This is a genomic window from Paraburkholderia sp. BR10937 (assembly GCF_040965695.1).
Taxonomy (GTDB): Bacteria; Pseudomonadota; Gammaproteobacteria; order Burkholderiales; family Burkholderiaceae; genus Paraburkholderia.
In genome coordinates, this window is record NZ_JBFRCL010000016.1 from 40,546 (window position 1) to 67,118 (window position 26,573).

General features: G+C 66.7%; 19 protein-coding genes. 10 read left to right on the forward strand and 9 right to left on the reverse strand.

The window, feature by feature from the left end; translation table 11 throughout:
- Positions 1-79 precede the first annotated feature (79 nt).
- The 5 genes from AB4Y44_RS15305 to AB4Y44_RS15325 form a co-directional block, all read right to left on the reverse strand.
- Positions 80-781 carry an ABC transporter ATP-binding protein gene (locus AB4Y44_RS15305; protein WP_028203114.1) on the reverse strand — a complete coding sequence of 234 codons (702 nt, stop codon included), beginning with the start codon at positions 779-781 and terminating at the stop codon, positions 80-82.
- Entirely contained in the window at positions 781-1,551 is a 771-nt protein-coding gene (livG, locus tag AB4Y44_RS15310; RefSeq protein ID WP_133180235.1) for a high-affinity branched-chain amino acid ABC transporter ATP-binding protein LivG, read from the reverse strand. Before livG ends, AB4Y44_RS15305 begins: the two co-directional genes overlap by 1 nt.
- Entirely contained in the window at positions 1,548-2,819 is a 1,272-nt protein-coding gene (locus AB4Y44_RS15315) for a high-affinity branched-chain amino acid ABC transporter permease LivM (RefSeq protein ID WP_342947146.1), read from the reverse strand. Before AB4Y44_RS15315 ends, livG begins: the two co-directional genes overlap by 4 nt.
- 7 nt (positions 2,820-2,826) lie before the next feature.
- A complete protein-coding gene (livH, locus tag AB4Y44_RS15320) occupies positions 2,827-3,753 on the reverse strand; it encodes a high-affinity branched-chain amino acid ABC transporter permease LivH (RefSeq protein ID WP_069266061.1) in 927 nt (308 codons plus the stop codon).
- Between the two features lie 137 nt (positions 3,754-3,890).
- Complete coding sequence (locus AB4Y44_RS15325; RefSeq protein ID WP_321927790.1) at positions 3,891-5,006, reverse strand: branched-chain amino acid ABC transporter substrate-binding protein; 1,116 nt, start codon at positions 5,004-5,006, stop codon at positions 3,891-3,893.
- A gap of 1,022 nt (positions 5,007-6,028) precedes the next feature.
- Between AB4Y44_RS15325 and AB4Y44_RS15330 the strand changes: the two genes are divergently transcribed.
- From AB4Y44_RS15330 to AB4Y44_RS15340, 3 genes are all read left to right on the forward strand, one after another.
- Complete coding sequence (locus tag AB4Y44_RS15330; RefSeq protein WP_368700092.1) at positions 6,029-7,018, forward strand: ABC transporter substrate-binding protein; 990 nt, start codon at positions 6,029-6,031, stop codon at positions 7,016-7,018.
- A gap of 149 nt (positions 7,019-7,167) precedes the next feature.
- A complete protein-coding gene (locus AB4Y44_RS15335; protein ID WP_342918692.1) occupies positions 7,168-8,064 on the forward strand; it encodes an ABC transporter permease in 897 nt (298 codons plus the stop codon).
- A 1-nt stretch (position 8,065) separates the two neighbouring features.
- Complete coding sequence (locus AB4Y44_RS15340; protein WP_368700093.1) at positions 8,066-8,860, forward strand: ABC transporter ATP-binding protein; 795 nt, start codon at positions 8,066-8,068, stop codon at positions 8,858-8,860.
- A 104-nt stretch (positions 8,861-8,964) separates the two neighbouring features.
- Here AB4Y44_RS15340 and AB4Y44_RS15345 read toward each other — a convergent pair whose 3' ends face one another.
- The gene (locus AB4Y44_RS15345) at positions 8,965-9,366 is read right to left on the reverse strand and encodes a PaaI family thioesterase (protein ID WP_342918690.1); all 402 of its coding nucleotides are present in this window, start codon (positions 9,364-9,366) and stop codon (positions 8,965-8,967) included.
- A gap of 346 nt (positions 9,367-9,712) precedes the next feature.
- On the opposite strand from AB4Y44_RS15345, the gene AB4Y44_RS15350 reads away from it, so the two are divergent.
- The gene (locus AB4Y44_RS15350; RefSeq protein WP_342918861.1) at positions 9,713-10,858 is read left to right on the forward strand and encodes an alanine--glyoxylate aminotransferase family protein; all 1,146 of its coding nucleotides are present in this window, start codon (positions 9,713-9,715) and stop codon (positions 10,856-10,858) included.
- Positions 10,859-10,889: 31 nt separating this feature from the next.
- Here AB4Y44_RS15350 and AB4Y44_RS15355 read toward each other — a convergent pair whose 3' ends face one another.
- Positions 10,890-11,636 carry a class I SAM-dependent methyltransferase gene (locus AB4Y44_RS15355; protein WP_342918689.1) on the reverse strand — a complete coding sequence of 249 codons (747 nt, stop codon included), beginning with the start codon at positions 11,634-11,636 and terminating at the stop codon, positions 10,890-10,892.
- A gap of 196 nt (positions 11,637-11,832) precedes the next feature.
- Here AB4Y44_RS15355 and AB4Y44_RS15360 point away from each other — a divergent pair, with 196 nt between their 5' ends.
- From AB4Y44_RS15360 to AB4Y44_RS15385, 6 genes are all read left to right on the forward strand, one after another.
- A complete protein-coding gene (locus tag AB4Y44_RS15360) occupies positions 11,833-12,519 on the forward strand; it encodes an HAD family hydrolase (protein WP_368700094.1) in 687 nt (228 codons plus the stop codon).
- 173 nt (positions 12,520-12,692) lie between these two features.
- Positions 12,693-13,157, forward strand: coding sequence for a MarR family winged helix-turn-helix transcriptional regulator (locus AB4Y44_RS15365; RefSeq protein WP_069266182.1), 465 nt, complete (start codon positions 12,693-12,695; stop codon positions 13,155-13,157).
- Between the two features lie 17 nt (positions 13,158-13,174).
- Positions 13,175-15,304 (forward strand): FUSC family protein, encoded by a 2,130-nt coding sequence (locus tag AB4Y44_RS15370; protein WP_368700095.1) that lies wholly within the window; start codon positions 13,175-13,177, stop codon positions 15,302-15,304.
- Between the two features lie 37 nt (positions 15,305-15,341).
- Positions 15,342-15,551, forward strand: coding sequence for a DUF1656 domain-containing protein (locus AB4Y44_RS15375; protein WP_342947141.1), 210 nt, complete (start codon positions 15,342-15,344; stop codon positions 15,549-15,551).
- A 7-nt stretch (positions 15,552-15,558) separates the two neighbouring features.
- Positions 15,559-16,539, forward strand: a complete 981-nt coding sequence (locus AB4Y44_RS15380; protein WP_368700137.1) for an efflux RND transporter periplasmic adaptor subunit — start codon at positions 15,559-15,561, stop codon at positions 16,537-16,539.
- Positions 16,536-18,080, forward strand: a complete 1,545-nt coding sequence (locus AB4Y44_RS15385; protein ID WP_368700096.1) for an efflux transporter outer membrane subunit — start codon at positions 16,536-16,538, stop codon at positions 18,078-18,080. Before AB4Y44_RS15380 ends, AB4Y44_RS15385 begins: the two co-directional genes overlap by 4 nt.
- Positions 18,081-18,093: 13 nt before the next feature.
- Here AB4Y44_RS15385 and pbpC read toward each other — a convergent pair whose 3' ends face one another.
- Positions 18,094-20,370, reverse strand: coding sequence for a penicillin-binding protein 1C (gene pbpC, locus AB4Y44_RS15390; RefSeq protein WP_368700097.1), 2,277 nt, complete (start codon positions 20,368-20,370; stop codon positions 18,094-18,096).
- Positions 20,367-26,405: an MG2 domain-containing protein gene (locus AB4Y44_RS15395; RefSeq protein WP_368700098.1), complete on the reverse strand. Its 6,039-nt coding sequence runs from the start codon at positions 26,403-26,405 to the stop codon at positions 20,367-20,369. Before AB4Y44_RS15395 ends, pbpC begins: the two co-directional genes overlap by 4 nt.
- Between the last annotated feature and the right edge of the window lie 168 nt (positions 26,406-26,573).

Below are 26,573 nucleotides of genomic sequence, written 5' to 3' on the forward strand. Positions count from 1 at the left end.
GCAAAAAGAAGCGGCCCGCGCATCCCGCGTTCGATGAACGCGGATGGCGCGGGCCGCAGCGCGGTCTTGTCCGCGGCGATCAACCGCCCAGATAGGCGCGCTTGATGTTGTCGTTGGCGAGCAGATTGTCGGCGCTGTCGGCGAGCACCACGCGTCCGGTTTCGAGCACATAGCCGCGATCGGCCACATGCAGCGCCTTGTTCGCGTTCTGCTCGACGAGGAACACCGTCACGCCCTCTTCGCGAATCGTGCGGATGATGTCGAAGATCTGCGCGATCACGAGCGGCGCGAGGCCGAGCGTGGGCTCGTCGAGCAGCAGCAAACGCGGCTTGCTCATGAGCGCGCGGCCGATGGCGAGCATCTGCTGCTCGCCGCCCGACATCGTGCCCGCACGCTGCTTCGCACGCTGGTTCAGGCGCGGAAACAGCTTGAACACGTGCTCGATGCCCGCATCGATCTCGTGCTGCGAGGCGAAGAAGCCGCCCATCTGCAGATTTTCGAGCACCGTGAGGCTCGGGAACACGCGGCGGCCCTCCGGCGAAATCGCCATGCCCTTGCGCATGATTTCATGCGTGGGCATGCGCGTGATGTCCTCGCCTTCGAACGTCACTTTCCCAGCCGATGCGCGCGGCGTGCCGCACACGGTCATCATGAGCGTGGTTTTGCCGGCGCCGTTGCTGCCGATCAGCGTGACGATCTCGCCCTTGTTCACTTCGATCGACACGCCCGCCAGCGCTTCCACCGCGCCGTAGTGGGTATGGACCTTTTCCAGCTTCAGCATCAGTCCTCTCCGAGATAGGCCTTGATCACGCGCGGGTCGTTGCGCACTTCGTCGGGTTTGCCGATCATGATCGGCTTGCCGTGCTCCATCACCAGGATGCGGTCCGACACGCCCATCACGAGGCTCATGTCGTGTTCGATCAGGAGTACGGAGATTCCGAACTCGTTGCGCAAGCCATCGACCATCTGCTGCAGCTCGACCTTTTCCTGCGGGTTCAGGCCCGCCGCGGGTTCGTCGAGCATCAACAGACGCGGATCGGTAATCATGCAGCGCGCGATTTCGAGCCGGCGCTGATGGCCGTACGACAGCGTGCCCGCCTCGCGGTTCGCGACCTGCTTCAGGCCCACGCGCTCGAGCCAGTAGGCGGCGCGCTCGAGCGCGGCGCGTTCGGCGCGGCGATACGCGGGCGTTGCGAACAGGCCGCTCAGCATGTTGCGGTTGACCTTCAGGTGCTGGGCAACCATGAGGTTTTCCAGCACCGTCAGCTGCTTGAAGAGGCGAATGTTCTGGAACGTGCGCACGAGGCCGCGGCGCGCGACCTGGTGGCTCGGCTGGCCGGTAATGGCATGGCCTTCGAGCACGATGTCGCCCGCCGTGGGCTTGTAGAAGCCGCCCACGCAGTTGAACACCGTGGTCTTGCCCGCGCCGTTCGGCCCGATGATCGCGAACACTTCGTTCGGACGCACGTCGAAGTCGATGCCGTCCACGGCCAGCAGACCGCCGAAGCGCATCTGCAGGCCGGCTACTTTCAACAACGCCTGTGCGCTCATTGCGGCAACTCCACGTGCGGACGGCTCGCGGGCAACAGGCCCTGCGGACGCCACATCATCATCAGCACCATCACCAGACCGAAGATCAGCATGCGGTACTCGGCAAAGCCGCGCGCCACTTCGGGCAGCACCGTGAGCAGGATGGCGGCGAGCACGACGCCCAGCTGCGAGCCCATGCCGCCCAGCACCACCACGGCGAGTATCAGCGCCGACTCGATGAAGGTGAACGACTCGGGCGTCACGAGCCCCTGGCGCGCCGCGAAGAACGCACCGGCGAGACCCGCGAACGACGCGCCCAGCGTGAACGCCGAGAGCTTGATGCGCGTGGGGTTCAGACCCAGCGAGCGGCACGCGATCTCGTCTTCACGCAGCGCTTCCCAGGCGCGGCCCATCGGCATGCGCAGCAGGCGGCTCGTGACGAACAGCGTGAACGCCACCAGCACGAGCGCGAGCAAGTACAGGAAGATCACCATGTGCTCGCCGCTGTACTCGATGCCGATCAGCTCGTTGAACGTCTTCGCGCCTTCCACGCTCGCGTGGCGGGCCATTTCGAAGCCGAACACGGTGGGCTTGGGAATGCTCGAGATGCCGTCCGGGCCGCCTGTGATGCTCGTGAGGTTGTTGAGCAGCAGGCGGATGATCTCGCCGAAGCCGAGCGTGACGATGGCGAGATAGTCGCCGCGCAGGCGCAGCACCGGGAAGCCGAGCACGAAACCGAAGGTGGCCGCGGCGAGCGCGGCGAGCGGCAGGCACTCCCAGAACGTGAAGCCGAAGTACTGGTTGAGCAGCGCATACGTATAGCCGCCCACCGCGTAGAAGCCCACGTAGCCGAGGTCGAGCAGACCCGCGAAACCCACCACGATATTGAGGCCGAGGCCGAGAATCACGTAGATGAGTGCGAGCGTCGCCACGTCAATCGCACCGCGCGAACCGAGGAACGGGAACACCGCGCCGAACGCGAGCAGCACCCAGATCGCCACGCGCTGCTGACGCGCGCCGAGCGCGGGGGCCCGGGGCAAGCGTACGTGACTCGTGGCGCGCACGAACATCGGCTTGACGAGCTGGAACACGAACACCACGGCAGCCGCGATCCACACCGGGCGCCAGTGCTGCTGCAGCACGACCTGATAGCCATCCAGCGTGAGTTGCAGGCCGAGAATGGGTGCCGTGAGGATGATGGTCGCCACGGCGGCGGCGAGCGCGCCTTTCACCGTTTGCGACGAAGACGGGCCAACTGCTGCCACGCGAACCGAAACAGTCTGACTCATTTCGACCTCACACCTTTTCGACGTCCGGCTTGCCGAGCAGGCCGGTGGGACGGAAGAGCAGCACGAGCACGAGCAGGCCGAAGGCCACGACGTCCTTGTACTCCGCAGGCATGTAGCCCGACGCGAAGGTTTCGGCGAGACCGAGCAGCACGCCGCCGAGCATCGCGCCTGGAATGCTGCCGATACCGCCCAGCACCGCGGCCGTAAACGCCTTGATGCCCGCAATGAAGCCGATATACGGATTGAGCTTGCCGATCGTGAGGCCGATCAGCACGCCGCCTACCGCCGCGAGCATGGCGCCGAGCACGAAGGTGAACGAGATCACGCGGTTCGTGTCGATGCCGAGCAGGTTCGCCATCTTCATGTCTTCCGCGCAGGCGCGGCACGCGCGGCCCATGCGCGAGCGCGAGATGAAGAGCGTGAGCGCGATCATCAGCACGAGCGTCACGCCGACGATCAGCATGCGCGAGTACGGAACCGTCACTTCGAAGTTGCCGCCCATGTTGAAGTCGAGCGCGCCGGAAATGAGCATCGGCACGGACACGTCGCGCGCGCCCTGCCCGATCTGCACATAGTTCTGCAGGAAGATCGACATGCCGATGGCGGAGATGAGCGGCACGAGGCGCGGCCCGCCGCGCAGCGGCCGGTACGCCACGCGCTCGACCGCGAAACCGTAGAGCCCGGTGACCACCACCGAGACGATGAGCGCCGCGCCCAGCACAAGCGGCAGCGGATAACCCGCCGAGGTGCCGATGGCCGTGAGCGTGACGAGGCCCACATAGGCGCCGATCATGTAGATCTCGCCGTGAGCGAAGTTGATCATGCCGATGATGCCGTAGACCATCGTGTAGCCGATGGCGATCAGCGCATAGATCGCACCCAGCGTGAGCCCGTTGACGAGCTGCTGGGTGAACTGAGGAAGAAAATCATTCATGCGTAAGCCCCGCGGCCGTGAAGCCGATGAGAGACCTTTGGAACCGTACCAACCCTTTTTTTAGTTGCGCGCACAACCGCTATGAAAACGCCCCGCCACAGGACCAGGCGGGGCGTTCGCCGTGTGCAGCGCCGGGATCAGTTCGCGGCGGTCTTGGTGGCGTCCTTGTGCCACGTGTAGACGACGAAGCGGAACGACTTCAGGTCGCCCTGTGCGTCGTATTCGACCTTGCCGATCGGCGTGTTGAACGCGTTCTTGTGCAGGTAGGCCGCAACCTTGGTCGGGTCCGTGCTCTTCGCGCCGGCAATGCCGTCGGCGATCACTTCGACTGCCGCGTACGACGGCATCTGGAACGGGCCGTTGGCGTCGCGCTTGGCGTCGGCGAAGGCCTTCACGAGCTTCGCGTTGGCGGGATCCGAAGCGAAGTCGGCCGGCAGCGTGACGAGCATGCCTTCCGAAGCCGGGCCGGCGATGGCCGTCACGTCCTTGTTGCCCACGCCTTCCGGACCCATGAACGTGGCCTTCACGCCCTGTTCACGCGACTGGCGCATGAGCAGGCCCATTTCCGGGTGGTAGCCGCCGAAGTAGACGAAGTCGACGCCCTGCGACTTGAGCTTCGTGACGACTGCGGAGTAGTCCGAATCGCCGGCGTTGATGCCTTCGAACACGACGACAGGAATGTGCGCCTTGTCGAGCGCGGCCTTGACCGACGTGGCGATGCCCTGGCCGTACGACTGCTTGTCGTGCAGGATCGCGACCTTCTTCGGCTTGACCTTGTTGATGATGTAGGCGGCGGCAGCCGGACCTTGCTGGTCGTCGCGGCCGATGGTGCGGAAGATGAACTGGCGCTTCTTGCCTTCGGTCAGCTGCGGCGCGGTGGCCGACGGCGTGACCATCACGACGCCTTCGTTCTCGTAGATGTCCGAAGCGGGAATCGTCGAGCCCGAGCAGACGTGCCCGACGACGTACTGGATGTGCTGCGAAACGATCTTGTTGGCGACGGCGACAGCCTGCTTCGGCTCGCACGAGTCATCCATCAGGACGGCCTCGAGCTTGTTGCCGTTCACACCGCCGGCGGCGTTGATCTGCTCGATCGCAGTCAGCGCGCCCGCCTTGACCATGTCGCCGTACTGGGCGACCGGGCCGCTGAACGGGCCGGCAATGGCGATCTTCACGGTGTCGGCGTTTGCGCTTGCACCAAAGGCGAGCAGCGCGGCGGCCACGGAAACGGAGGTAAGGCGGTTAAGGGACAACAGCGGCATCATCAGGAGCTCCTCGATTGTTTTCGGGTCAACCGGTCAGACGGGATGACCTGCGCAAACGAACAGCGCCCCAATGAGTTTCAGTGGGGAACAACCACGACGAGCACCAGAGAAAAAGACGTGACGGGGCCCGGCGTGTATCAGCGCCCTGGTAGGCGGCTGAGTTCGGAGAGACTGCTGAGTTACAGACTCTGTTGCGCAAGCATTCCGCCTGCCCCGTTCGCTGCAATTCGTACCGGAAAGGTGGACCGGCCTGAATCAGCGACCCGCGGATGCTATCAATAATCACATTTCATCGCAACCAAGGGTTTTTTCGGATATCGAGTTGAGTTTTGACATCGGTCAATAGAGGGGCATGCTGGAAAGCACTTGAAAACGCTCGGGAAAATGGCCTTTCAGGCGGATGTCGGCCCCCTTGCCCCGTCAAGATGACCGGCTGGCGCGGGTGTATGGAACGACTGGATTTCTTGATTTTAACGCGCCCTCGATCGTTATTTTAATTACAAGGAAATCTGATCACTGAATTGCGCCTGATAAGGAAATTCGCCATCAATTCATTATCGCAATAAAGGCACGCGTCATATTCTCAATGTTACGGGAATACCCTAAATGCAAATGCGCCAAATCATTGATTCGAAAGGATAAATATTACGAAAACCTTAAAATTGAATATTTATGCAGATTGATCCGTCGCCATAAATTCTGCATCACCCCCGCTTTCCGCTCTGCAATCCGAAATCGGCAAAGCTCTCGCCAAAGCGCGGATTTTTCTCATAATCGGATCGTGCGACTTCGAATTAATCTGCGCGACACCGTCGCGCGCCCGCCTCACTGACCTTCCTCAGCGTTCCAGCCCCGCAAGAGACGGTGGTATCCTCGCTCCCTCGCCGCGCCCGCATGCACCACTACGGCGCATGCCGCGTGCTCTCGCGCCACGCGTGAAGCCGGCGACGCCGCACCGTGCAGATCCGAAAAAACCGCAAGTACCCAGCACTCGGGGGAGATCAAACAGAATGAAGACCTTCAAGCAGGCAGCCGCTGCCGCCACCCTTTCCCTGATCGCCGGCACCGCCGCGCTCGCGCTGACTTCGGGCGCCGCATGCGCCACCGAAACCGCGACCGTGGAAGTGCTGTCGATCGTCGAGCACCCCGCGCTCGACGCGATCCGCGACGGCGTGCGCGACGAACTCAAGGCCGCGGGCTACGACGCCGGCAAGAATCTCAAGTGGGAATACCAGAGCGCGCAGGGCAACACGGGCACCGCCGCGCAGATCGCCCGCAAGTTCGTGGGCGACAACCCGAGCGCGATCGTCGCCATCGCGACGCCTTCGGCACAGGCCGTTGTGGCCGCAACGAAGTCCGTGCCCGTGGTGTACTCGGGCGTGACCGATCCGGTGGCCGCGCAGCTCGTCAAGACGTGGACGCCGAGCGGCACGAACGTGACCGGCGTGTCCGACAAGCTGCCGCTCGACAGGCAGGTCGCACTCATCAAGCGCGTCGTGCCCAACGCAAAGACCGTCGGCATGGTCTATAACCCCGGCGAAGCGAATTCGGTCGTCGTCGTGAAGGCGCTCAAGGAACTGCTCGCGCAACAGGGCATGACGCTCAAGGAAGCCGCCGCGCCGCGTACCGTGGACATCGGCCCCGCTGCGAAGAGCCTGATCGGCAAGGTCGACGTGATCTACACGAACACCGACAACAACGTCGTTTCGGCCTACGAAGCGCTCGTGAAGGTCGCCAACGACGCGAAGATCCCGCTCGTCGCCTCCGATACGGACAGCGTGAAGCGCGGTGCCATCGCGGCGCTCGGCATCGACTACAGCGACCTCGGCCACCAGACGGGCAAGGTCGTCGTGCGCATCCTCAAGGGCGAGAAGCCCGGCGCGATCGCCTCGGAAACCAGCAACAAGCTGCAACTGTTCGTGAACCCGGCGGCCGCGCAGAAGCAGGGCGTGACGCTCTCTGCCGACCTGCTCAAGGACGCGACCACGGTCGTGAAGTAAGGCGCCGGCTTGACGCACCGCGCGCAGTCACACTGCCAGGCCCGATAACGGCCACTTCCGTGCGCAACGGCGCGCCGCCCCGTCCGGGCGGTGCGCCGCGCGTCGACTCCGGCGCACCGCCGTCGCAGACCGCAACAGGATTCTTCCCCATGTCCCTCTACTCGCTTCTGGGCGCGCTCGAGATCGGCCTGATCTTCAGTCTCGTGGCCCTCGGGGTGCTGATCTCGTTTCGCATCCTCAACTTCCCCGACCTCACCGTCGACGGCAGTTTCCCGCTGGGTGGCGCAGTCGCCGCCACGCTGATCGCGGCCGGTCACGATCCGTTTCTCGCCACCGCCTGCGCGATCGTTGCGGGCGGCATCGCCGGCTTCATCACCGGCTGGCTCAACGTGCGCCTGAAGATCATGGATCTGCTCGCGAGCATCCTGATGATGATCGCGCTCTATTCGATCAACCTGCGCGTGATGGGCGCGCCGAACGTGCCGCTCATTTCCGAGTCGACGGTATTCACGATCATCCAGCCCGCCTGGCTGCCCGACTACGTGCTGCGTCCGCTCGCGCTCCTCGTCGTCGTGCTGGCCGCGAAGTTCGGCGTGGACTGGTTCTTCTCGTCGCAATACGGCCTCGCGCTGCGCGCGACCGGCGCGAACCCGCGCATGGCGCGCGCACAGGGCATCGCCACGGGCCGCGCGACGCTCGCCGGCATGGCGCTCTCCAACGCGCTCGTCGCGTTGGCTGGCGCGCTCTTCGCGCAAACCCAGGGCGGCTCGGACATTTCGATGGGCATCGGCACCATCGTGATCGGGCTTGCGGCCGTGATCATCGGCGAGAGCATCCTGCCCGCGCGCCGGCTCATGCTGACCACGCTCGCCGCCGTGCTCGGCGCGATTCTCTATCGCTTCTTCATTGCGCTTGCGCTCAACAGCGACTTCATCGGCCTCAAGGCGCAGGACCTGAACCTCGTCACCGCCGTGCTCGTGACGATCGCGCTCGTGCTGCCCGCCACGCGCAAGAAGCTGTTTGGCCGCAAAAACGGGAGGGCATGAGATGCTCAGCGCCAAAGACCTCAAACTGACTTTCAACCCCGGCACGCCGATCGAAACACGCGCGCTGCGCGGCCTCACGCTCGAGATCCCGAGCGGCCAGTTCGTGGCCGTGATCGGTTCGAACGGCGCGGGCAAGTCCACCTTCCTCAACGCGATCGGCGGCGACCAGAGGGTGGATGACGGCACGATCACCATCGACGGCCACGACGTCACGAAGAAGCAGGCATGGGACCGCGCGCATCTCGTCGCACGCGTGTTCCAGGACCCGATGGCCGGCACCTGCGAGGCGCTCACCATCGAAGAAAACATGGCGCTCGCGATGGCGCGCGGCAAGCGCCGCGCCTTCGGCCCCGCACTGAAAAAGCAGGATCGCGAGCTGTTTCGCGCGAAGCTGCGTCTGTTGAATCTGGGCCTGGAAAACCGCCTGTCCGATCGCATCGGCCTGCTTTCGGGCGGCCAGCGCCAGGCGGTTAGTCTGCTGATGGCGTCGCTGCAGCCTTCGCGCATCCTGCTGCTCGACGAGCATACGGCGGCGCTCGATCCGAAAACGGCCGCGTTCGTGCTGGAGCTGACCGCACGCATCGTGGAAGAGGCCAGGCTCACGACCATGATGGTCACGCATAGCATGCGCCAGGCGCTCGACTACGGTCAGCGCACGGTGATGCTGCACCAGGGGCAGGTGGTGCTCGACGTTTCGGGCGATGCGCGCCGCGGCCTCGACGTGCCGGACCTGCTGCGCATGTTCGAGCAGACCCGCCACGAGAGGCTCGACGACGACGCGCTGCTGCTGGGATAAGTGTCCGCGCAGCGCGAAAAAAACCCGCCCTTCGGTCGAAGTGGCGGGCTTTTGCTTTTCAGCGAAATTAATTCGGATACCGATTCAACCGGAAGGCGCTTCGCTCACGCCTGCTTCGGATACGAATACTTGAACGTCCCCTGCGCACTCGCGATCAGCAGGCGGTCATCCACCCACGCCTCGGCGCGCGCAAAGAAGATCGAGCGGCCGCCGCGCTCCAGAAAGCCCTTCGCGCGCACGAACTGGCCAAGCCCCTTGTCGAGATAGTTGGTCGTGAGCGAGAGCGTGAAGCCATGACGCGGCGGGTCGCCAACCGGCGCGAAGAGCCCCGCGTAGCCGGCAGCGGCGTCGAGCAGCGTGGCAATCGCGCCGCCTTGCAGCACGCCCTGGCGATTGAGCTTCGAGGCGTCGATGGGCATCACGAGCTCCGCATAGCCCTCGCGCCACTGCGCGACGCTCACGCCGAGCGTTTCAAGAAATGGGTTGTCCACGGCGAATTGCGACATACGCTGTCTTCCTTGCATTATCGGGCGATGCGATTGATTATAGGGTGGCTGCCGCAACGCCGCAGCGGACCGCAGCGCCGCCCATCCGACTGTTCAGCGAAATTCCGCGCAACTGTACATGGCCAGCGCTGCCGCGCCGCACAACACTGCCTGATCGCGTGCCGATCGCGCGCGTCTCACGCAACCCCTTTCCAGGTCAAACCAGGTACTCAAGATGAACGACAACGCGCTCCACCCCGACCCGCTGGCCACTTCGCGCACAGCGGCGGCAGCAGCCGAGGCCGCGCCCGTGCCTTGCCCCAGCGTCGAAACGCTCGACCGCATCCTGCCCGAGGAACCGCTCCTCATGATGGGTGCGGGCCCCGTGCCGATTCCCGACGCCGTGGCCAAGGCCAACACCGTCGTCATCAATCACCTCGGCGACACCATGGCGCGCGTCATTCACCAGGTGAAGACGATGGCGCGCTACGTGTTCCAGACGCGTTCGAACTGGGTGCTCGGCGTGGCCGGCCCAGGCTCGGCGGCCATGGAAATGGCGATCTCGAACCTCGCGTGGCCGGGCACCCGCGTGCTCTCCATCGTCAACGGCTTCTTCAGCCAGCGCATGGCCGAAATGGCGGGCCGCGTGGGCGCCGGGGTCACGACGCTCGACGTGGCCAACCGCGAGATCGCCTCGCTCGAAGCCGTGGCGCAAGCCATCGAGCGCACGCGCCCGGCCGTCGTCACGATCGTGCACGGCGAAACCTCGAATACGGTATGGAACCGCGAGCTCAAGGAAATCGTGCAGCTCGCCAAGGCCGCCGGCGCGCTCGTGGTGGTGGACGCCGTCTGCACGCTGAGCACCATGCCGCTGGAAATGGACGCCTGGGGCATCGACGTCGTCATCACGGGCGGCCAGAAAGGCCTCTCCTCGATCCCTGGCGTTTCGCTCATCGCTTTTTCGGACGCGGCCTGGGAGCGCGTGCGCACGCGCACCGCGCCGAATACGCACTGGTGCCTCGACGCCATGCTCGCCGAAAACTTCTGGCACAACGCCGGCTATCACTACACCGCGCCCGTCTCGGGCGTGCTGGCGCTGCACGAAGCGCTGCGCCTCGTGTGCACGGAAACGCTCGAAAAACGCTTTGCGCGCCATCTGCGCTGCTCGCTCGCGCTGCAAAGCGGCGTGAGCGCGCTGGGCCTTGCGCTTTATACGCCGCAAGCATGCCGCCTGAATTCCGTGGTCGGCATCGAGCTGCCCGAGGGTGCCACCGCGCGCGAGGTGTGCAATCACATCTCGCAGCAATACCAGGTGGAGATCGCTGGATCGTTCGGTCTCCCGATCGTTCGCATCGGGCAGATGGGCGAGCAGTGCCGTGAGCACAACCTCTTTCGCACCGTGCACGCGCTTGGCCGCACGATGAGCGATCTCGGCGTGAAGGTCGATCTGCCCGCCGGGGTTGCCGCGCTCGAAGAGTCGCTTTCGGCCGGCTCGCGCGAAGCACGGCGTTGAGCGCTTGCGGCGCCTGGCGCCGCTCGACCACTCAAATGCGCCGTGCGCGCACGCAGATGAACGCCGGGGCCTGCGCCAGTTCCGCGTGCAGCGCCGGCGATACCGACTTCATTTCCGGTTGCGGCACGGGCTCGAGCACGCGGTCGATGGCCCAGCCCGCTTCCATGAGCGCGTTGAAGATATCGGCAAGCGGGCGTCTGAACGCTTCCACCCACGGCTTCGGCTCGCCGAAGCCGCCCCAATGCAAGCCAAACCGCGTTGTCTCGAAGTAGGTGCGCGAACCGCGCGTGCGCGTGTCGATCCAGTCGCGCATGGGATGCGACATCGAAAACACCAGCAGCGCGCCGGGGCGCGCCACGCGGTGAAACTCCTGAAACGTCGGCGTGAGGTGTTCGACGTAGTCGAGGGCCAGCGAACACACGATGCGGTCGACCGAGGCGCTCGCGAGCCAGTCGAGCGGCCGGCCGAGGTCGCCCTGTGCGACGTCGACCGCGAGGCCTGCGCAACGCGCCTTCGCCAGTTCGACCATCGCGGGCGTGACGTCGAAGGCCTGCACGCGTGCGCCCTCGCACGCCAGTTCCGCGCTCACGATGCCGGGCCCGCAGCCTGCGTCGAGCACGTCGAGCCCCGCCACCGCGCCGAGCAGCGAGCGTGTGGCGGGACGTTCGTAGAGCGCGTTGTGCGGCTTGACGGGCGCCCGCTCCGCGTAACGGTCGGCGAATTGTGTGTAGTTGGCACGGCCGGGGAGTTCGTTGGGGGTTTTTTCGTCGGTGGGCATCAGAGCGGGGTGTAGCGATTGGGTACGCTATTGTCCATCGTTTCACACGGGCCGACCAACGCCGTACCCTGCACGGCTTGCCCGCGAAAAGCCCACGCAATCACGACCCCGGTTATCATCGCGCCCTTGCGTGCGCGCTCCCGATGCGCGCCGCATGACGCAACCGCAGGCAACTGAAAGCAACCGCAGGCAAACGATGTCCCCCATCCCCTTCGACGCCATCCTCTTCGACTGCGACGGCGTGCTCGTCGACTCAGAACGCATTACGCACGTGGTGCTCACGCAGATGCTGGGCGAACTCGGCTGGACGCTCGAGGTAGGCGAAGCCATGCGCATCTTCGTCGGTAAGGCCGTGAAAGACGAGGCAGCGCGCATCGAGGCGCATACGGGCTTCGCGATTACCGACGCCTGGCTCGAAGGCTTTCGCGCGCGCCGCAACGAAGCGCTGGAGCGCGATCTCGTCGAGATTCCGGGCGCGCCCGCGGCCGTGCGCGCGGTGTACGCGGCCATGAACGGGCGCATCGCCGTCGCCTCGGGGGCGGACCGGCGCAAGGTCGAGCTGCAACTGCGCAAGGTGAACCTGCTCGGCTGCTTCGCCGGTCACATCTACAGCGGCCACGAAACGCCGCGCAGCAAGCCGCATCCCGATGTCTATCTCGCGGCGGCGGCAGGCCTCGGCGTGGAGCCCGCCCGCTGCGCCGTCATCGAGGACACGGTTTCGGGCGCGCGTGCGGGCCTCGCCGCGGGCGCCACCGTGTTCGGCTACAGCCCCCCCGAGCCCGGCCACAGCAGCGCGCACGCGCTGCTCGAGGCGGGCGTTGCGCACGTATTCACCGACATGGTGCAGCTTCCCGCCCTGCTTTCCCGCTGGTCAAATAGTTAAGCGCGTATAAAACAACGCCAAAAAAGCCGCGCGCTTCGCGCACTGTTGGCCGTACGCATCACCCCGCATCAGATAGAAAGCAGGCCGCCGACGAGTCGCATACCATCCGATTCGTGGCGCTGCGAAAGAAAAAGATAGTTTGCTATCGAATCGCTTTGGGCTATGATCCGCCGATGTCGAATCTTCATACTTTACGCCTTGCGGTCAGCAGCACGCTCGTCGTGGCGGCACGCAAATGGCGGCGCACGACGCACGGCGCCCTCACCGCATACAACGTCTCCGAGGCATGCGCCGCGCCGCTTCTCACCGCCGGGCGCCTTGGCGAAGCCGTGCGCCAGGTGACGCTTGCGGAGCACGTGGGCATCGAAGGCCCGTCGCTCGTGCGCCTGCTCGACCAGCTCTGCGCCGCGGGCCTCGTGCGCCGCGACGAAGACCCCGACGACCGCCGCGCAAAAACGATCTCGCTCACGAGCGAAGGCCGCGCCGTGACCGAGCGCATGGAGGACGAGCTGCGCTCGCTGCGCGCCCGCGTGCTCAAGGGCGTGAGCCGCGCCGACCTCGAAGCGACGCTGCGCGTGCTCAACGCGTTCAACGCAGTTCCCCCTGCAGACCAGGCTGACCGGCCCTTACACGACTGAAAGCAGAAAGCGGACTCATGACCTACCCCTCCATCCGCGACTGGCTCTTTTCGGTCAAGACCTTCGCCGCGTCGATGCTGGCGCTCTATATCGCGCTCAAATTCCAGCTGCCGCGCCCCTATTGGGCGATGGCCAGCGTGTACATCGTCTCGAACCCGTTCGTGGGCGCCACGCGCTCGAAGGCCCTGTACCGCGCGCTCGGCACCGCGCTCGGTGCGGCCGCCGCCATTGCGCTCGTGCCGCCCTTCGTCGAAACGCCGCTGCTCTTCAGCGCGATCGTCGCGACCTGGACGGGCACGCTACTCTATCTGGCGATCTCCGACCGCACCGCGCGCAGTTACGTGTTCATGCTCGCGGGCTATACGATGCCGCTCATCGCGCTGCCCACCGTGACCGATCCCACCACCGTGTTCGACGTGGCGATCGCGCGCACGCAGGAAATTACGGTCGGCATCATTTGCGCGAGCGTGGTGGGCAGCAACATCCTGCCTAGCCGCCTCGCGCCCACGCTCATCGAGCGCGCCGACGCATGGTTCCGCGACGCCGCCTGGTACGGCAGCGAAACGCTCTCGGGCCATATTGCGGGCAAGGCGCTTTCGGCCTGCCGTCAACGTCTCGCCGCCACGGTCAACCAGCTCGAATTCCTGCTGAGCCAGTTGAGCTACGACCACACGCACCCCGAGATCCTCGAGCGCGCCGAGTCGCTGCGCGGGCGCATGCAGCTCTTTCTGCCGATGATCTCCGCGCTCGCCGACCCGCTCGTCGCGCTGCGCCGCGATCTGCACGTGTGGCCGGAGGGCCTCGACAGCCTGCTCGCCGACGCGGCGCGCTGGTTCGACGAACCGCTGCCCACGCGCGCCGCCGAGATGCACGATGACGCGGGCGACCCGACCGCAGAGAATCTGCGCAAGCGCATCGCGACACTGCAGCCCGCCCGCGACGCGCTCTCGAGCTGGGAAGGCGCGCTGCTCTCGAACGCGCTCTGGCGGCTCGGCCAGGTGATCGACGTGTGGCAGGACTGCCGCGCGCTGCGCGCGCTCATCGCGCACGAAGCGAAAATCGGCTCGTGGCGGCCGCGCTATCGTCACTGGCGCCTTGGCGGCACCGAACGCTTCTACGATCGCGGCCTCATGCTGTTCTCGTGCCTCGTGCCGATGAGCGCGATTCTCGTCGCCTGCTGGCTATGGGTCAGCTCGGGCTGGCACGACGGCGCGGGCGCGGTGACGCTCGCGGCCGTGGCCTGCTGCTTTTTTGCGGCATCCGACGAGCCCGCGCCGCTGGTGTTCCGCTTCTTCCTCGCCACCGCGGCGAGCGTGGTATTCGCGGGCCTCTATCTGTTCGTCGCGCTGCCCAAGGTGCACGACTTCGCGATGCTCGTGCTGCTGTTCGCGGGCCCGTTCATCCTGATCGGCACGCTCATTCCGCGCCCGGCCTTCAACATGGTGACGATGCTCGTGGCCGTGAACACGGCCACCTTCATCAGCGTGCAGAGTGCTTACGAGTCGGACTTCTTTGTCTTCCTGAACAGCAATATTGCCGGGGTGGCGGGCCTGCTGTTCGCCTATCTGTGGACGCGCGTCACGCGCCCGTTCGGCGCCGAACTCGCGGCGCGGCGCCTCCTGCGCTCGAGTTGGAGCGATGTCGCGCTGTCGGCATCGCCCACGCCTATCGCGGATCAGCGCAATCTCACCTCGCGCATGGTCGATCGCCTCATGCAGCTCATTCCGCGTCTCGCGGCTTCCGACGAGCACCGCCATCCGTCGATCGAGAGCTTCCGCGACCTGCGTATCGCGCTCAATTCGCTCGATTTGCGCCGCTCGCGCCACAAGCTCGACGGCGACGTGCCCGACGCGATCGACCGCGTGCTCGCGGGCGTCAGCGACCACTATGCGCGTTGCGCGCGTGCGAGCGAGCGCCAGGACGCCCCGTCCGCGCTGCTCTCCAGCATCGACGACGCCATGCGACGCGTCGCGGCTCGCGCGCGCGCGCAACTGCCGCTTGCCGACGCCGATGCCCAGCCCGCGCCGCGCGCGCTCGTCTCGCAGCGCTGGCTGCGCGACACGCTGCACGCGCTGGTGGGCCTGCGCATCGCGCTCTATCCGGCGCTTGCGGCGCAATCGCCTTCCAACCCGGAGGCCACGGCATGAGCGCGCATCCCTCTCATCCTTTTTCGAAACCCGCATCATGATCGGCGAAATCGATATCTTTGGCGTGTTCGTGCCCGCCGTGCTCGTGCTGATGCTGATCGCGTACCTCGTCAATGTCGTGATCGGCAAGGTGCTCACGCGCGTCGGCTTTTACCGGCTCGTGTGGCATCGTTCCATTTTCGATCTCGGCATCTATGTCTTCGTGCTGGCTGCCGTCATCATCGTGTCGCATCGCTTCGTGAATTAACGTGAACGTGAAAAAAACCTGGTTCTCCGCAGGACAGATCCTGCTGACGCTCATCGTCGTCGTGGTCGCCGCCCTCGTGCTGTGGCGCATCGTCAACTACTACATGTTCTCGCCGTGGACGCGCGACGGCCGCGTGCGCGCCGACGTGATCCAGGTCGCGCCCGACGTGGGCGGACTCATCACCCGCGTCGACGTCGTCGACAACCAGCAGGTCAAGCAAGGCCAGGTGCTGTTCGTGATCGACCAGGCGCGCTACTCGCTCGCGCTGCGCCTCGCGCAGGCCACGCTCGAGCAGCGCAAGGCCACGCTCGCCCAGGCGAAGCGCGAATACGCGCGCAATATCGGGCTCGGCAATCTCGTGGCGGCGGAAACGCTGGAGGAAAGCCGCACGCGCGTCGATCAGGGCGAAGCCGCGGCCGCCGACGCCCAGGTCCAGGTCGACACCGCCAGGCTCAATCTTCAGCGCACGACGATCGTGAGCCCCGTGGACGGCTATTTGAACGACCGCGCGCCGCGGGCTGGCGAATACGTCACGGCAGGCCGCGCGGTGGTCGCCGTCGTGGACATGCATTCGTTCCGCGTGGATGGCTATTTCGAGGAAACGCGCCTGCACGGCATTCAGATCGGCCAACCCGTGGAGATCACGGTGATGGGCGAGACGCGCCCGCTGCGTGGTCATGTGCAGAGCATCGTCGCGGCGATCGAGGACCGCGACCGCCAGGCGGCGCCGAACCTGCTGCCCAACGTGAATCCGGCGTTCAGCTGGGTGCGTCTCGCGCAGCGCATTCCGGTGCGCGTGGCGCTCGACGAAGTGCCCGCCGATTTCCGCATGATCGCGGGCCGCACGGCAACCGTTGCCGTGCGCACGGAGGCGAGCAACGACCGCCAGGCCGCCCACGCGAACAACGCAAGCGGCGCCGTCGCTTCTCAGCCCGCCACCGGTGCGAGCGCCCCCGCCGCTTCCAAGGCTGCCGGAGCTTCGCAATGACACGCCGTAGTTTCTGGCGCCGCCGCTTGTCGCCCAACGTCTGGCCCAACCTCGCGCTCGCGCCGCTCACGCTCGCGCTGGGCGCGTGCATCACGCTCGGTCCCAACTACCACGTGCCGCAGGAAGCCGTGGTCAATGCACCTCTCGCACAAGGGCCGATCGACGGCGCGGACCGTGCGCCCGTCTCGCAACTGGGCGTGCCCGCCAACTGGTGGCAGCTCTATGACGACCCCACGCTCAACGAACTCGTGCAGGAAGCGCTGAAGTCGAACACGGACCTGCGCGTGGCGGCGGCGAATCTCGCGCGCTCACGCGCGGCCGTCGACGTCGCCAACGCACAGGGCGGCTTCTCGGGCAACGCGCATGCCTCCGCCGAGCGCGCGCAGGTGTCGGGCGAGCAGTTCCTCCTGTTCGAGAAGGTGCCTGTCGCGACGCTGGGCGACCTCGGCGTCAACATCTCGTACGAATTCGACCTGTTCGGCAAGCTTCGGCGCGGCGTGGAAGCCGCGCGCGCCGACGACGCAGCCGTGGAAGCCGCGGCCGATCTCGCGCGCATCACCGTGGTCGCCAACGTGGCGCAGGCTTACGTGGAATCGTGCTCGGCCGCCGAAGAACTGGAGATCGCGCAGGAATCGCTCAAGCTGCAGAACGAGCGCGTGGCGCTCACCAAGCGCCTGCGCGACGCGGGCCGCGGCAACCAGCCCGACGTGACGCGTGGGCAGACCCAGGCCAACACGATCGCCGCCGATATCCCGCGCTTCGAGGGACGCCGCCGCGTGGCCCAGTATCAACTCGCCATGCTGCTCGCACGCGCGCCCAGGGACTTGCCGCCCGCCGCGCTCGCGTGCAAGCGCCTGCCCAGACTCAAGCAGCCGATTCCCGTTGGCGACGGCGCCGCGCTCCTCAAGCGCCGCCCCGACGTGCGCGAGGCCGAACGCCAGCTCGCGGCGTCGACGGCGCGCATCGGTGTGGCGATCGCAGAGATGTACCCCGACGTCACGTTCGGCGCAGGCGTGGGCACGATCGGCCTGACGAGCGACCTGTTTACCCCCGCGACCAATGCATGGTCGTTCGGCCCCTTGATCAGCTGGACCTTCCCGGTCAATGGCCAGCGCGACCGCGTGCGCGCCGTAGAGGCCGCGACGGGCGGCGCGCTCGCGCACTTCGACGGCGTGGTGCTCAACGCGCTGCGCGAAACGCAGTCGAGCCTCGCGACCTATGCCGCCGACGACCAGCGCGCCGATGCACTGCGCACGGCCTACACGTCCGCGCAGCAGTCGGCGGACGAAACGCATCGTCTCTATGCGGCCGGCCGCGAACCGTTCCTCTCCGATCTCGACGCCACGCGCACGCTCACCAGTGTGCACGCGCAGGTCGCCGCGGCCGAAGGTCAGGTCGCGCTCGACCAGGTGCGGTTGTTCCTCGCGCTGGGCGGCGGCTGGGAAGGGAATCAGCAAACGCTGCAGCAGCAGGGGGCGCAAGGCACCCAACCGGCGTCAGCGGCACCGGCGGCAACCGCCGCGACTGCGCCCGCGAATTAAGCTCGCCTCTCCCTCAGCGCGCCACGCCGCCTTGCGCGGCGTCGGCGCGCATCGACTTCTGCGGCTTCGCAAGCGCGCCGCGTACCTCGAAACGCACGGTATCGGTCACCTGTCCGCTCGCATCGACGAGCTCGAGCGTGTGCTTGCCCGGCCAGGGCAGCCACGCGACGCGCACGGCGCCACCCAACGCCTTGCCGTCGAGACGCCAGTTCACGCGCGCGGTCGAGCCCGTCGCACGCTCGAACCAGACGCGCTGACGCTGCGCGGGAATGTCGGGATCGAGCGCGAAAATGGTGCCGTCCACGGGGCTGCCGATTTGCGCTGGCCCACGCGCGATTTCGGCGGCATTCGATGCCAGGCCCACTAGCGGCGTGGACGTGCCCGCGATGAACCACTCGTTGCGGGACGGCTCCACGGCATTGGCGAACTGCACGCGCACGCGCTCGACACCCGGCGGCGCGGCAGGCGCGACACTCGGCACGCGCCGATGCAGATAGCCGACGATGGCGGCCCACACCGGCGCGGCGCCCGTGACGCCCGACACGTCCCACATGGGTGAGCCATCCGCGTTACCAACCCACACGCCCACCGTATAGCGCGACGTGAAGCCCACGGTCCAGTTGTCGCGCATGTCCTTGCTCGTGCCCGTCTTGACCGCGGAAAACATGCGCGTATCCAGCGGACTGTCGAAATCGAAGGTGCGCGTGCGCGCATTGTTGTCGGCGAGGACGTCGGTGACGATGAACGCGGACTCGCGGCTGAATACCCGCTTTGACGCGCTATTCGACGCGGCCTGCGCAGACGCAGGCAATTCGGCGATCGGACTCACGACGCCACCATTGGCCAGCGCGCGATACGCGTTCGTGAGCGTGACGAGGCTCACGTCCGCGCTGCCCAGCGCGAGGCTGAAACCGTAGTAGTCGCCCGTCTGCGTGAGCGGCAAACCGAGCGCCGTGAGCGTCTTCGCGAACCGGTGCGGCGTCACCATCACGAGCGTGCGCACGGCCGGCACGTTCAGCGACGAGCCGAGCGCGGTGCGCACGCTCACCCAGCCCTTGAAACCCTTGTCGTAGTTCTGCGGCATGTAGAGGCCGCCGCCCGCCGCAAGATCGAGCGGGGCGTCGTCGAGCAGCGAAGCGGTCGTCACGCGGCGCTCGTCGATGGCCTCGGCGTAGAGAAAAGGCTTGAGCGTCGAACCCGCCTGGCGCAGCGCGAGCGCCGCGTCGACCTCGCGCGCCTTCGACAGGCCGCCTGACGACCCGACCCACGCGAGCACCTCGCCCGTTGCGTTATCGAGCACGACGACCGCGCCATCCTGCACGTTGCGCGGATGCGCGCGCGCATTGAGTTCGATGAGCGTGCGTGTGAGTGTGTCGCGCGCGTAGCGTTGCAGGTTCACATCGAGCGTCGAGCGCACGCGCGTGCCGGGCGCGGGATGCACGGCGTTCGCGATCTGGCGCGCGAAGTGGGGTGCCAGCTGCGGCGAGTTTTCGCTGCGCCCGTCGAACGAGGGATCGTCGGAGGCGATGGCTGGGCGCGCGAACGCCATCTGCACGAAGGCGTCGAGATTCGGGCAGCCGCCATCGACGTTCGCTGCGCGCATGTCGCGCAGGATGCGGCACGCGCGCGTGGCGACCTTCGTATAAGGTGCATTGGGCGCGCGGATCAGCGCGGCGGCGACGGCCGATTCGCGTTCGTCGAGCCCCGACGGCGCCTTGCCGAACAGCGTTTTCGAAAGCGCGGCAAGACCCACAGTCTCGCCGCGAAACGGCACGAGGTTCAAATACGCCTCGAGAATCTGGTCCTTGCGCCAGGTGCGTTCGAGCCGCAGCGCGTCCACGGCCTGCACGGCCTTTTGCGCGAGCGAGCGCTGGCCCGAGTGCTTTGGGTCGTCGTCGAGCAGTCCCGTGAGCTGCATCGTGACCGTGGACGCCCCGCGCGTGCGGGTACTCCACAGGTTCGCCCAGGCGGCGGCAGTCGCGCCGCGCCAGTCCACGCCGCTGTGCTCGTAGAATCGTTTGTCCTCCGAAACGACGATCGCCTCGCGCAGCGCCGGCGACACGTCGGCGAGCGCGACCCAGTCGCCACGCCTCGCGGTATGCTCCACCCGCGTGCGCTGCAGCGGCGTGCCGTCGCGCGCCAGCAGCACCCAGTCGGAGCTTTTCCACTGGCCCTGCACGTCATCGAAAGTCGGCAGTGCAAACGCGGGCAGCGGCAGCAGCACGAGGCACAGCGCGGCGACGCCGAGTGCGCACGCCGCGCGATGCCGTAGCGCGAATGGCCCATTCATGGCGCCGCCTTCACGACCACCGTCGCATTTGGCGCGACGCCGAACGTGGCCGGCGCATAGAGCGCCTCCACGCGCGTGGGCGGCAACCCGAAGGTACCGACGTTGTTCAGCCGCACCGTGTACTCCACCGTGACCTTGCCCTTCGGCAGAAACTCGTAGTACGCACGATAGCCGTCGAAGCCGCGCTCGATGAACGCGGGCCACGGACCGTTCTCGTCCTGCTTCTCGCCCTGTGTCGCCACGGCCGAATCGCGCCCGAGCCCGGAGCCGAGGATCGTTGCGCCTGCGGGAATCGGGTCGTTCGCGACGACCCACGTCATGTCGGTTTGCGCGTCGATGTCGAGGCGCACGCGTACGACGTCGCCGCGCGTGTACACGCCCTTCACCGCGGCGTCCACCGGCGTGATGGTCTTCGTGATGCGATAGCCCGCCGCGAACGGCGCACGCAATGCGACCGCCGCGAGGCTTTCTACCGTGGCCCACGGCTTGCCGCTTCCTTCCTGCGTCAACGTGAGCGTCGCAGCCGCGTTCTGCTTTGGCCACGCGAGCAGCGTGCTGCGCGCGGGTGCGTTGCGCGTCGCCGCCGTGGCCCCGCTGGCGCCCGATGCAGCTTGCGCCGACGCTTGCGCCGGCGCGTTCCAGCCGACGATGCGAGACGTATCGCCGAGCTGGATCTTCGTCGCGCCCGTCACCGGATCGTGCTCGAACACGCGCGAGAAGCGCTCGACCGCGAGCGAGCCGTACGCGTTCGCCGTCGTCGTGCTCCAGGCGCCGTTGCGTTGCAGCGCGAGCAGGCCCGCCACGAGCCGCGGCATTTCCTCCTTCCACGCGGGGTTGTCGACAAAGGCCAGCGCGAGGCGCGCCGCGTTGACCTCCGTGCCCGTCATGAGCCACCACAAGTCGTCTTCGGCGGCCGTCGAGAAGGTCAGCTGCGTGCCCTGCCACATGAGCCGCGCGCGCAGGATCTGCTCGAGCTGCACCAGTTTCTCCGCGCGATCCGGCACGTCGCGCATGCGCGCGAGACTTTCCGCATAGTCGATCACCGCCGACGTGGGCCACTGGTTCGGCGCGATCTCGATCGAGCCGAACTGGCGCGCGTTCGCCCCGCCGTAGCGCGACAGCGCATCGATGGCGGCCAGCTTGCGCAGATCGAGATCGCGGCGCGGCGCCCACGCATTGCGCTCGATGCGGCCTTCCACGAATCGCGTGAGGCCCTCCACCATCTTGCTGCGCAAGGCGTCGGGAAGCGCGAAACGCGGGTCGAGCTTCGACGCCTCGTCGCTCACCGTGAGCAGATACGCGGTGAGCGCGGTGCTGCCGCGGCTCGCGCTGTCGTCGGCGGGCGGGAAGTAGTTCGCGAGGCCGTCGCGGTCCAGATACACCGGCAGGCGCGCAAGCTCTGCCTGCCAACGCACGGGGTCGCGCAGGCCGATCGCGATCGACGTCTGCTGCTCGAGGCAGGAATACGGGTAGCGCGTGAACCAGCGGCGCACGCCGGGCAGGCCGTCCGCGAGCTTCGGCTGCAGCGACACCGCAATGCCGCCGCGCAACGTGCCTGCACGCGTCATGCTCGCATTGGCCGGCGGCGCGACGGGAATCGACAGCGTGCCGTCCACCTGCGCGAGCGTGGCCTGCTGCACCGTCACGGGGATCGCCGCGCTCACCTGCTGCGCGAGCTTCACCGCGTCGGCCGCATGCGCGCCGCCCTGCTCCGCCGCGCTCACGTTCCATACGAGCGCGGGCCGCTCCGCTTCGGCGAGATCGTCGGGAACCGCAACCGTCCACGCAATCTCACGCGACGAATTGGGTGCGAGGTCCACAGTCTGCGCGGCAAGCGCGAGCGGCGGCACATTCGGCGTGACCAGCACTTTCATCGCGCGCGCGGTCGTATTGCGCAGCGTGAACTGCGCGCGGAAGGTGTCGCCTTCGCGCACCTGCGGCGGCAGGCCCGAGATCAGCTGCAGGTCCTGCGTGCTCTCGATGGTCGCACTGCCCGTACCGAAGCGCGCCACCCCGCTCGCTGCAATCGCGACGATACGAAAACGCGTGATCGAGTCGTTCAGCGGCACGTTCACTTGCGCCTCGCCCTTCGCATCGAGCGTGATGCGCGGGTTCCAGTAGAGCAGCGTGTCGAAGAGTTCGCGCGTCGCGCCATGCCCGCCCCCGCCGCCCGCCGGCACCGCCTTGCGCCCGAAATGCCGCCGTCCCACGATCTCCATTTGCGCCGTCGCCGTCTCCACGCCGTAGGCGCGTTGCTGCAGCATGGCGTCGAGCAGATCCCAGCTGCGATTGGGCATGAGTTCGAGCAGCGCTTCATCCACGGCCGCCACAGCGATCTGCGTACCCGCCGGCACCGGCTGGCCGCCCGGCTGCTGCACGCGCAACTGCACGTGCGACGTCGCGCGAACCGCATAGCGTTTCGCGTCGGGCGTCACGCTCACTGCGAGGCGGTGCGCCGCGTCGCCCACGCGGATTTGCGCGAGCCCGTAACGGAAAGCCGGCTTCGAAAGATCGACGAGCGGCGTGGGCGCCTCGTACTGGCGCCCCTCGTACCAGAACGCACGCGCCCATTCGAGCGGCGCTTTCCATCCCCAGGTAAAGAACGAATACCACGGCACTTCGTGAATGCGCCCTCGCAGCGCGAGTACCGAGACGTAGACGTTGGGCCCCCACGCGTCGCTCACCTTCAGTTCGACGGTCGGGTCGCGCCCGTCGAGTTGCACCACGTGCGTTTCGATGATGCCCTCGCGCTCCACGGCGACGAGCGCCGTCGCGAAGCGGAAAGGCATGCGCACCTGGAAGCGCGCGGTCTCGCCGGGTTCGTAGCTCGTCTTCTCGGGGAGCACGTCGATGCGGTCCGTGTTCTCGCTGCCGAACCAGAGTTCGTCCTCGCGCGTGACCCATACCGAGGTCGTTGCCGTGGAGGCATGGCCGTCGCCGTCGCGCGCCGTCGCTACGAGCTGGATATTGCCCGCTTCCTTGAGTTTCGCGTCGCACGTAAGCAAGCCGTGATCGTCGCTCGTGCCGCTGCACAGCGTGCCGAGATCGCGCGTTTCCGTGTGGTTGTCGTAGGCGTAGAAGCCGCCCACCATGCGCTTGCGCGAAGTCGTCGTGATCTTCGCCACGCCGCGCACTTCGAGCTTCACGCCCGCGTGCGGCTTGCCCTGTAGATCGAGCGCGAGTGCGGTGACCGGCACGGTCCTGCCCACGGAGACCCAATGCCCCGACTTGATGCCCGCCACCACGGCAGCGGGCCAGAGCGTGGCCGCGCCGCTGATGGTCTGCACTTCGCCGTTCGGGTCCGCGAAGGTCGCTTCGAGCGCAAGGCGCTTGGGCGCGTCCACGGCCGGCAGGTTCTTCAGCACGAGCGTGCCCGCACCGTTGCGGTCGAGCGTAAGCGGCTCCTTGTCGGCCACGAGCTTCGCGACCTCGTTGTCCTCCCGTGGGCCGCTGTCCTCGTCCTCGGACGTGTTGTCGGCCTGACTCGGGCTCACATACGGCGCGAAACTGAAATCGCTGTACGTGCTGGCGAACGACGGCGTGGTGTCCTTCACGAGCGCGGAAACCTGCACAGGCAGATTCGAAGCCGCACCGCCCGACACATAATCGATCTGCACCGCCACGCTCGCCTGGGTGGCGGCGACGAGCGGCGACGTTTTCTCGTTCTGCACGGCGATCGTGCCCTTGAGCACCGGCAAGCGGAAGGCTTCCACGCGGAAGCTGCCGCTGTCGTAGTTCATATGAATGGCGTCCGCGCTGTTGTCGGCTTCGTCGTTGCCGTCGCCTGCCGTCCTCGCGTTCGCGTCCCCGTCGTCGAGCGAGACGTCGTATTCGCCGAGCTTCGCTTCGGGCGGCAACACGAAGGTCGAGTCCGCCGTATGATCGGCGGCCCACTTGAGCGGCAGATGCCATGTCTGCCCGCTGCCGGCATGACGTATCGTCACGCGTGTGGGGTACTGCTGCGGGAGTGCAAAACCATGCATCGTCTGCGCGCGGATGAAGTGTTTCATCGACACCGTCTCTCCCGCGCGCAGCAGCGTGCGGTCGAACACGGTATGCGCGCGCACCGTGGGTTGCAGGCTCGTGTCGGTCGGCACATTGAAGCGCCACGACTCGATGCCGCGATTCCAGTCCGATTGCACGAAGGCCATGTCGGGGCCTGCTTTCGGGTCGTCGATGCGCGCCGAAACGAACAGTCCGCTAAAGCTGTTTTCGCCGCAGTCGCGACGATTCGACAGCGGCCCGTCTATCGTCAGGAGTCCATGGGAATCCGTCTTTCCCGTGGCGATCGTCTCGCCATTGCAATCCGATACATGGACGTCGGCGCCTGCGACCGGCTCGCCCTTGTCGAGCGAGGTGACCCACACCACGCTGTTCTCGCGACCCTGCTTGAAGTGCACGCCCAGATTGGTGACGAGCACGGCCGTGCGCACGTACATGGGCGCGGGCTTGCCGAGCAGCGACGCGCCCAGCGCAGGCGAAGCGAGTTCGATCACGTAGAAGCCCGGCTTCGGCACGGGTATGCCCACCACTTCGAACGGCCGCAACGCCTTTGGGTCGGCCTTGGGCAGCGTGAGGGTCTGCACGCCGGGCTGGCCGTCGAGCAACGAGAGCGAGCGCACGTCGATGATGCGCGCCTTCGCGTCGTCGTCCTCCTCGCCCGTCGTGCGCGGAATCACCACGGGCGACTTCGCGCGCGCGAGCAGCCCCGGCATCAGCTTGTCGATCGACGTTTCGCTCATGCCGAAATTGTCGAACTGGTCGACGAGGCGCATCCAGCGGCGCATGTCGGTATCGGACTGCACCGCGAGCCTGGCGAACTTCGCCTCGCCCGAGTTGAGCCCCTGCACGTGCAGGTCGGCTTCGACGTTGCGCAGCGTGACCGGCACGAGCGGAGGCGTGCCGGGCTCCGCGTAGCGCTCGATGATGCCGAAGGTCGAGGACGGGAATTTCGCGAGCGGCGGCATCGGCGCGGTCGCCGTACGCAGCGGGAACAGATCGGCGTTCGCGAGCGCTCGCCCGCTTACGTCCTTGAGCCCGGCGGGTGCGGTGATCGTAAGCGTCGCGCGCTCGGGCAAAGGCGCGGAGAACGAAATCGAACTGACCTCGTTGCTCTTGTCATCGGGGCGGAAAGTCGGCGCGACTTCCCCCTTCGGCCCTTGCAGACGGAACTTCTGCGCGTCGGCGCGCGCAATCGGCGCGCTCAGGTCGATGCGCAAAGGCCGCAGCGGCGTGCATGGTGCCTTCGCATTCTCGCGCTCGCAACTCATGCTCGCAGTGAACGGCTCGCGCACCGTGAAATCGAATCGGCGCTCCACGTCGTTGGGCGTCCCGTTCGGTCCGAGCACGCCCTTGCCGTACACGAGCTGCATCTTCGCGCTGGAGGGCAGCGTTTGCTGGCAGGTGAGCGTGAGCACGCTCGCGCTGTCCTTTTCGAGCCGGAAATGCTTGAGCAGCGCCGCGCGCGTGGACGCATCGACAGGCTGCACCGGAATGCGGTTGCCGAGTCCGCCCGACTCGCACCACACGTGTTCGCGCACGGAAGCCGGCGTGGCGGGGCCATTGAGCTTCAGCACGAATGCCTGGTTTTCCTCTATTTCGCCGCCATAGGGACGCACGCTCACCGGGAACGGGCCGCCCGTGGAGAACGTGAAGCGGCGCACGCCCGTCACGACGTTGCCCGCCTGCGATTTGATTGCGTCGACTAGCGTGACGCTGCACTGCACGTCGGGCGGCAGATCGGCCGCGAAATCATATGCCCACGTTTTCCCGTCGATCCACCGACCCTGGCCCGCGCTGGCCGCCGCATTGCTGCATTGCAGGCGCGCGGGGTCCTTCGCATCGGGCGCGCCGAACGCCACCATGGCCTCATCGAACTTCACCACCACCTGGCGCACCTGCGCCACGGTGCCCTGCGGCGATACGCTCACCGCGCGCGCGGCGTAGGCGCGCCACGCCCAGGCCATGCATAAGCCCAGCACCAGGGCAAGCGCCAACGTCCACCACCCGCGAGTTGTTCGTGTTATTCGTTGCATCGACCGGTCCTCGTTTGCGCGCGCGCCGCGTGGCCATTGCCGGGCGGCGTGCGGTGAATGGTACAGGGCGCCGCGCGCCCGCGCGCCGGGAATGGCCGGCCACGCGATCATGCGGGAGACTCGCGCGCAGCATTGCGCGAATCGGGCACTCGCGATATCGGAAACCGC

What these genes read in the sequence shown, in the direction of transcription:
- AB4Y44_RS15355 (WP_342918689.1), bottom strand. Translation starts at nt 11,636, where the DNA reads ATGCCCACCGACGAAAAAACCCCCAACGAACTCCCCGGCCGTGCCAAC.
- pbpC (WP_368700097.1), bottom strand. Translation starts at nt 20,370, where the DNA reads ATGAATGGGCCATTCGCGCTACGGCATCGCGCGGCGTGCGCACTCGGC.
- AB4Y44_RS15340 (WP_368700093.1), top strand. Translation starts at nt 8,066, where the DNA reads ATGCTCAGCGCCAAAGACCTCAAACTGACTTTCAACCCCGGCACGCCG.
- AB4Y44_RS15350 (WP_342918861.1), top strand. Translation starts at nt 9,713, where the DNA reads ATGATGGGTGCGGGCCCCGTGCCGATTCCCGACGCCGTGGCCAAGGCC.
- AB4Y44_RS15305 (WP_028203114.1), bottom strand. Translation starts at nt 781, where the DNA reads ATGCTGAAGCTGGAAAAGGTCCATACCCACTACGGCGCGGTGGAAGCG.
- AB4Y44_RS15315 (WP_342947146.1), bottom strand. Translation starts at nt 2,819, where the DNA reads ATGAGTCAGACTGTTTCGGTTCGCGTGGCAGCAGTTGGCCCGTCTTCG.
- AB4Y44_RS15375 (WP_342947141.1), top strand. Translation starts at nt 15,342, where the DNA reads ATGATCGGCGAAATCGATATCTTTGGCGTGTTCGTGCCCGCCGTGCTC.
- AB4Y44_RS15345 (WP_342918690.1), bottom strand. Translation starts at nt 9,366, where the DNA reads ATGTCGCAATTCGCCGTGGACAACCCATTTCTTGAAACGCTCGGCGTG.
- AB4Y44_RS15385 (WP_368700096.1), top strand. Translation starts at nt 16,536, where the DNA reads ATGACACGCCGTAGTTTCTGGCGCCGCCGCTTGTCGCCCAACGTCTGG.
- AB4Y44_RS15395 (WP_368700098.1), bottom strand. Translation starts at nt 26,405, where the DNA reads ATGCAACGAATAACACGAACAACTCGCGGGTGGTGGACGTTGGCGCTT.
- AB4Y44_RS15360 (WP_368700094.1), top strand. Translation starts at nt 11,833, where the DNA reads ATGTCCCCCATCCCCTTCGACGCCATCCTCTTCGACTGCGACGGCGTG.
- AB4Y44_RS15330 (WP_368700092.1), top strand. Translation starts at nt 6,029, where the DNA reads ATGAAGACCTTCAAGCAGGCAGCCGCTGCCGCCACCCTTTCCCTGATC.
- AB4Y44_RS15335 (WP_342918692.1), top strand. Translation starts at nt 7,168, where the DNA reads ATGTCCCTCTACTCGCTTCTGGGCGCGCTCGAGATCGGCCTGATCTTC.
- AB4Y44_RS15370 (WP_368700095.1), top strand. Translation starts at nt 13,175, where the DNA reads ATGACCTACCCCTCCATCCGCGACTGGCTCTTTTCGGTCAAGACCTTC.
- AB4Y44_RS15365 (WP_069266182.1), top strand. Translation starts at nt 12,693, where the DNA reads ATGTCGAATCTTCATACTTTACGCCTTGCGGTCAGCAGCACGCTCGTC.
- livG (WP_133180235.1), bottom strand. Translation starts at nt 1,551, where the DNA reads ATGAGCGCACAGGCGTTGTTGAAAGTAGCCGGCCTGCAGATGCGCTTC.
- livH (WP_069266061.1), bottom strand. Translation starts at nt 3,753, where the DNA reads ATGAATGATTTTCTTCCTCAGTTCACCCAGCAGCTCGTCAACGGGCTC.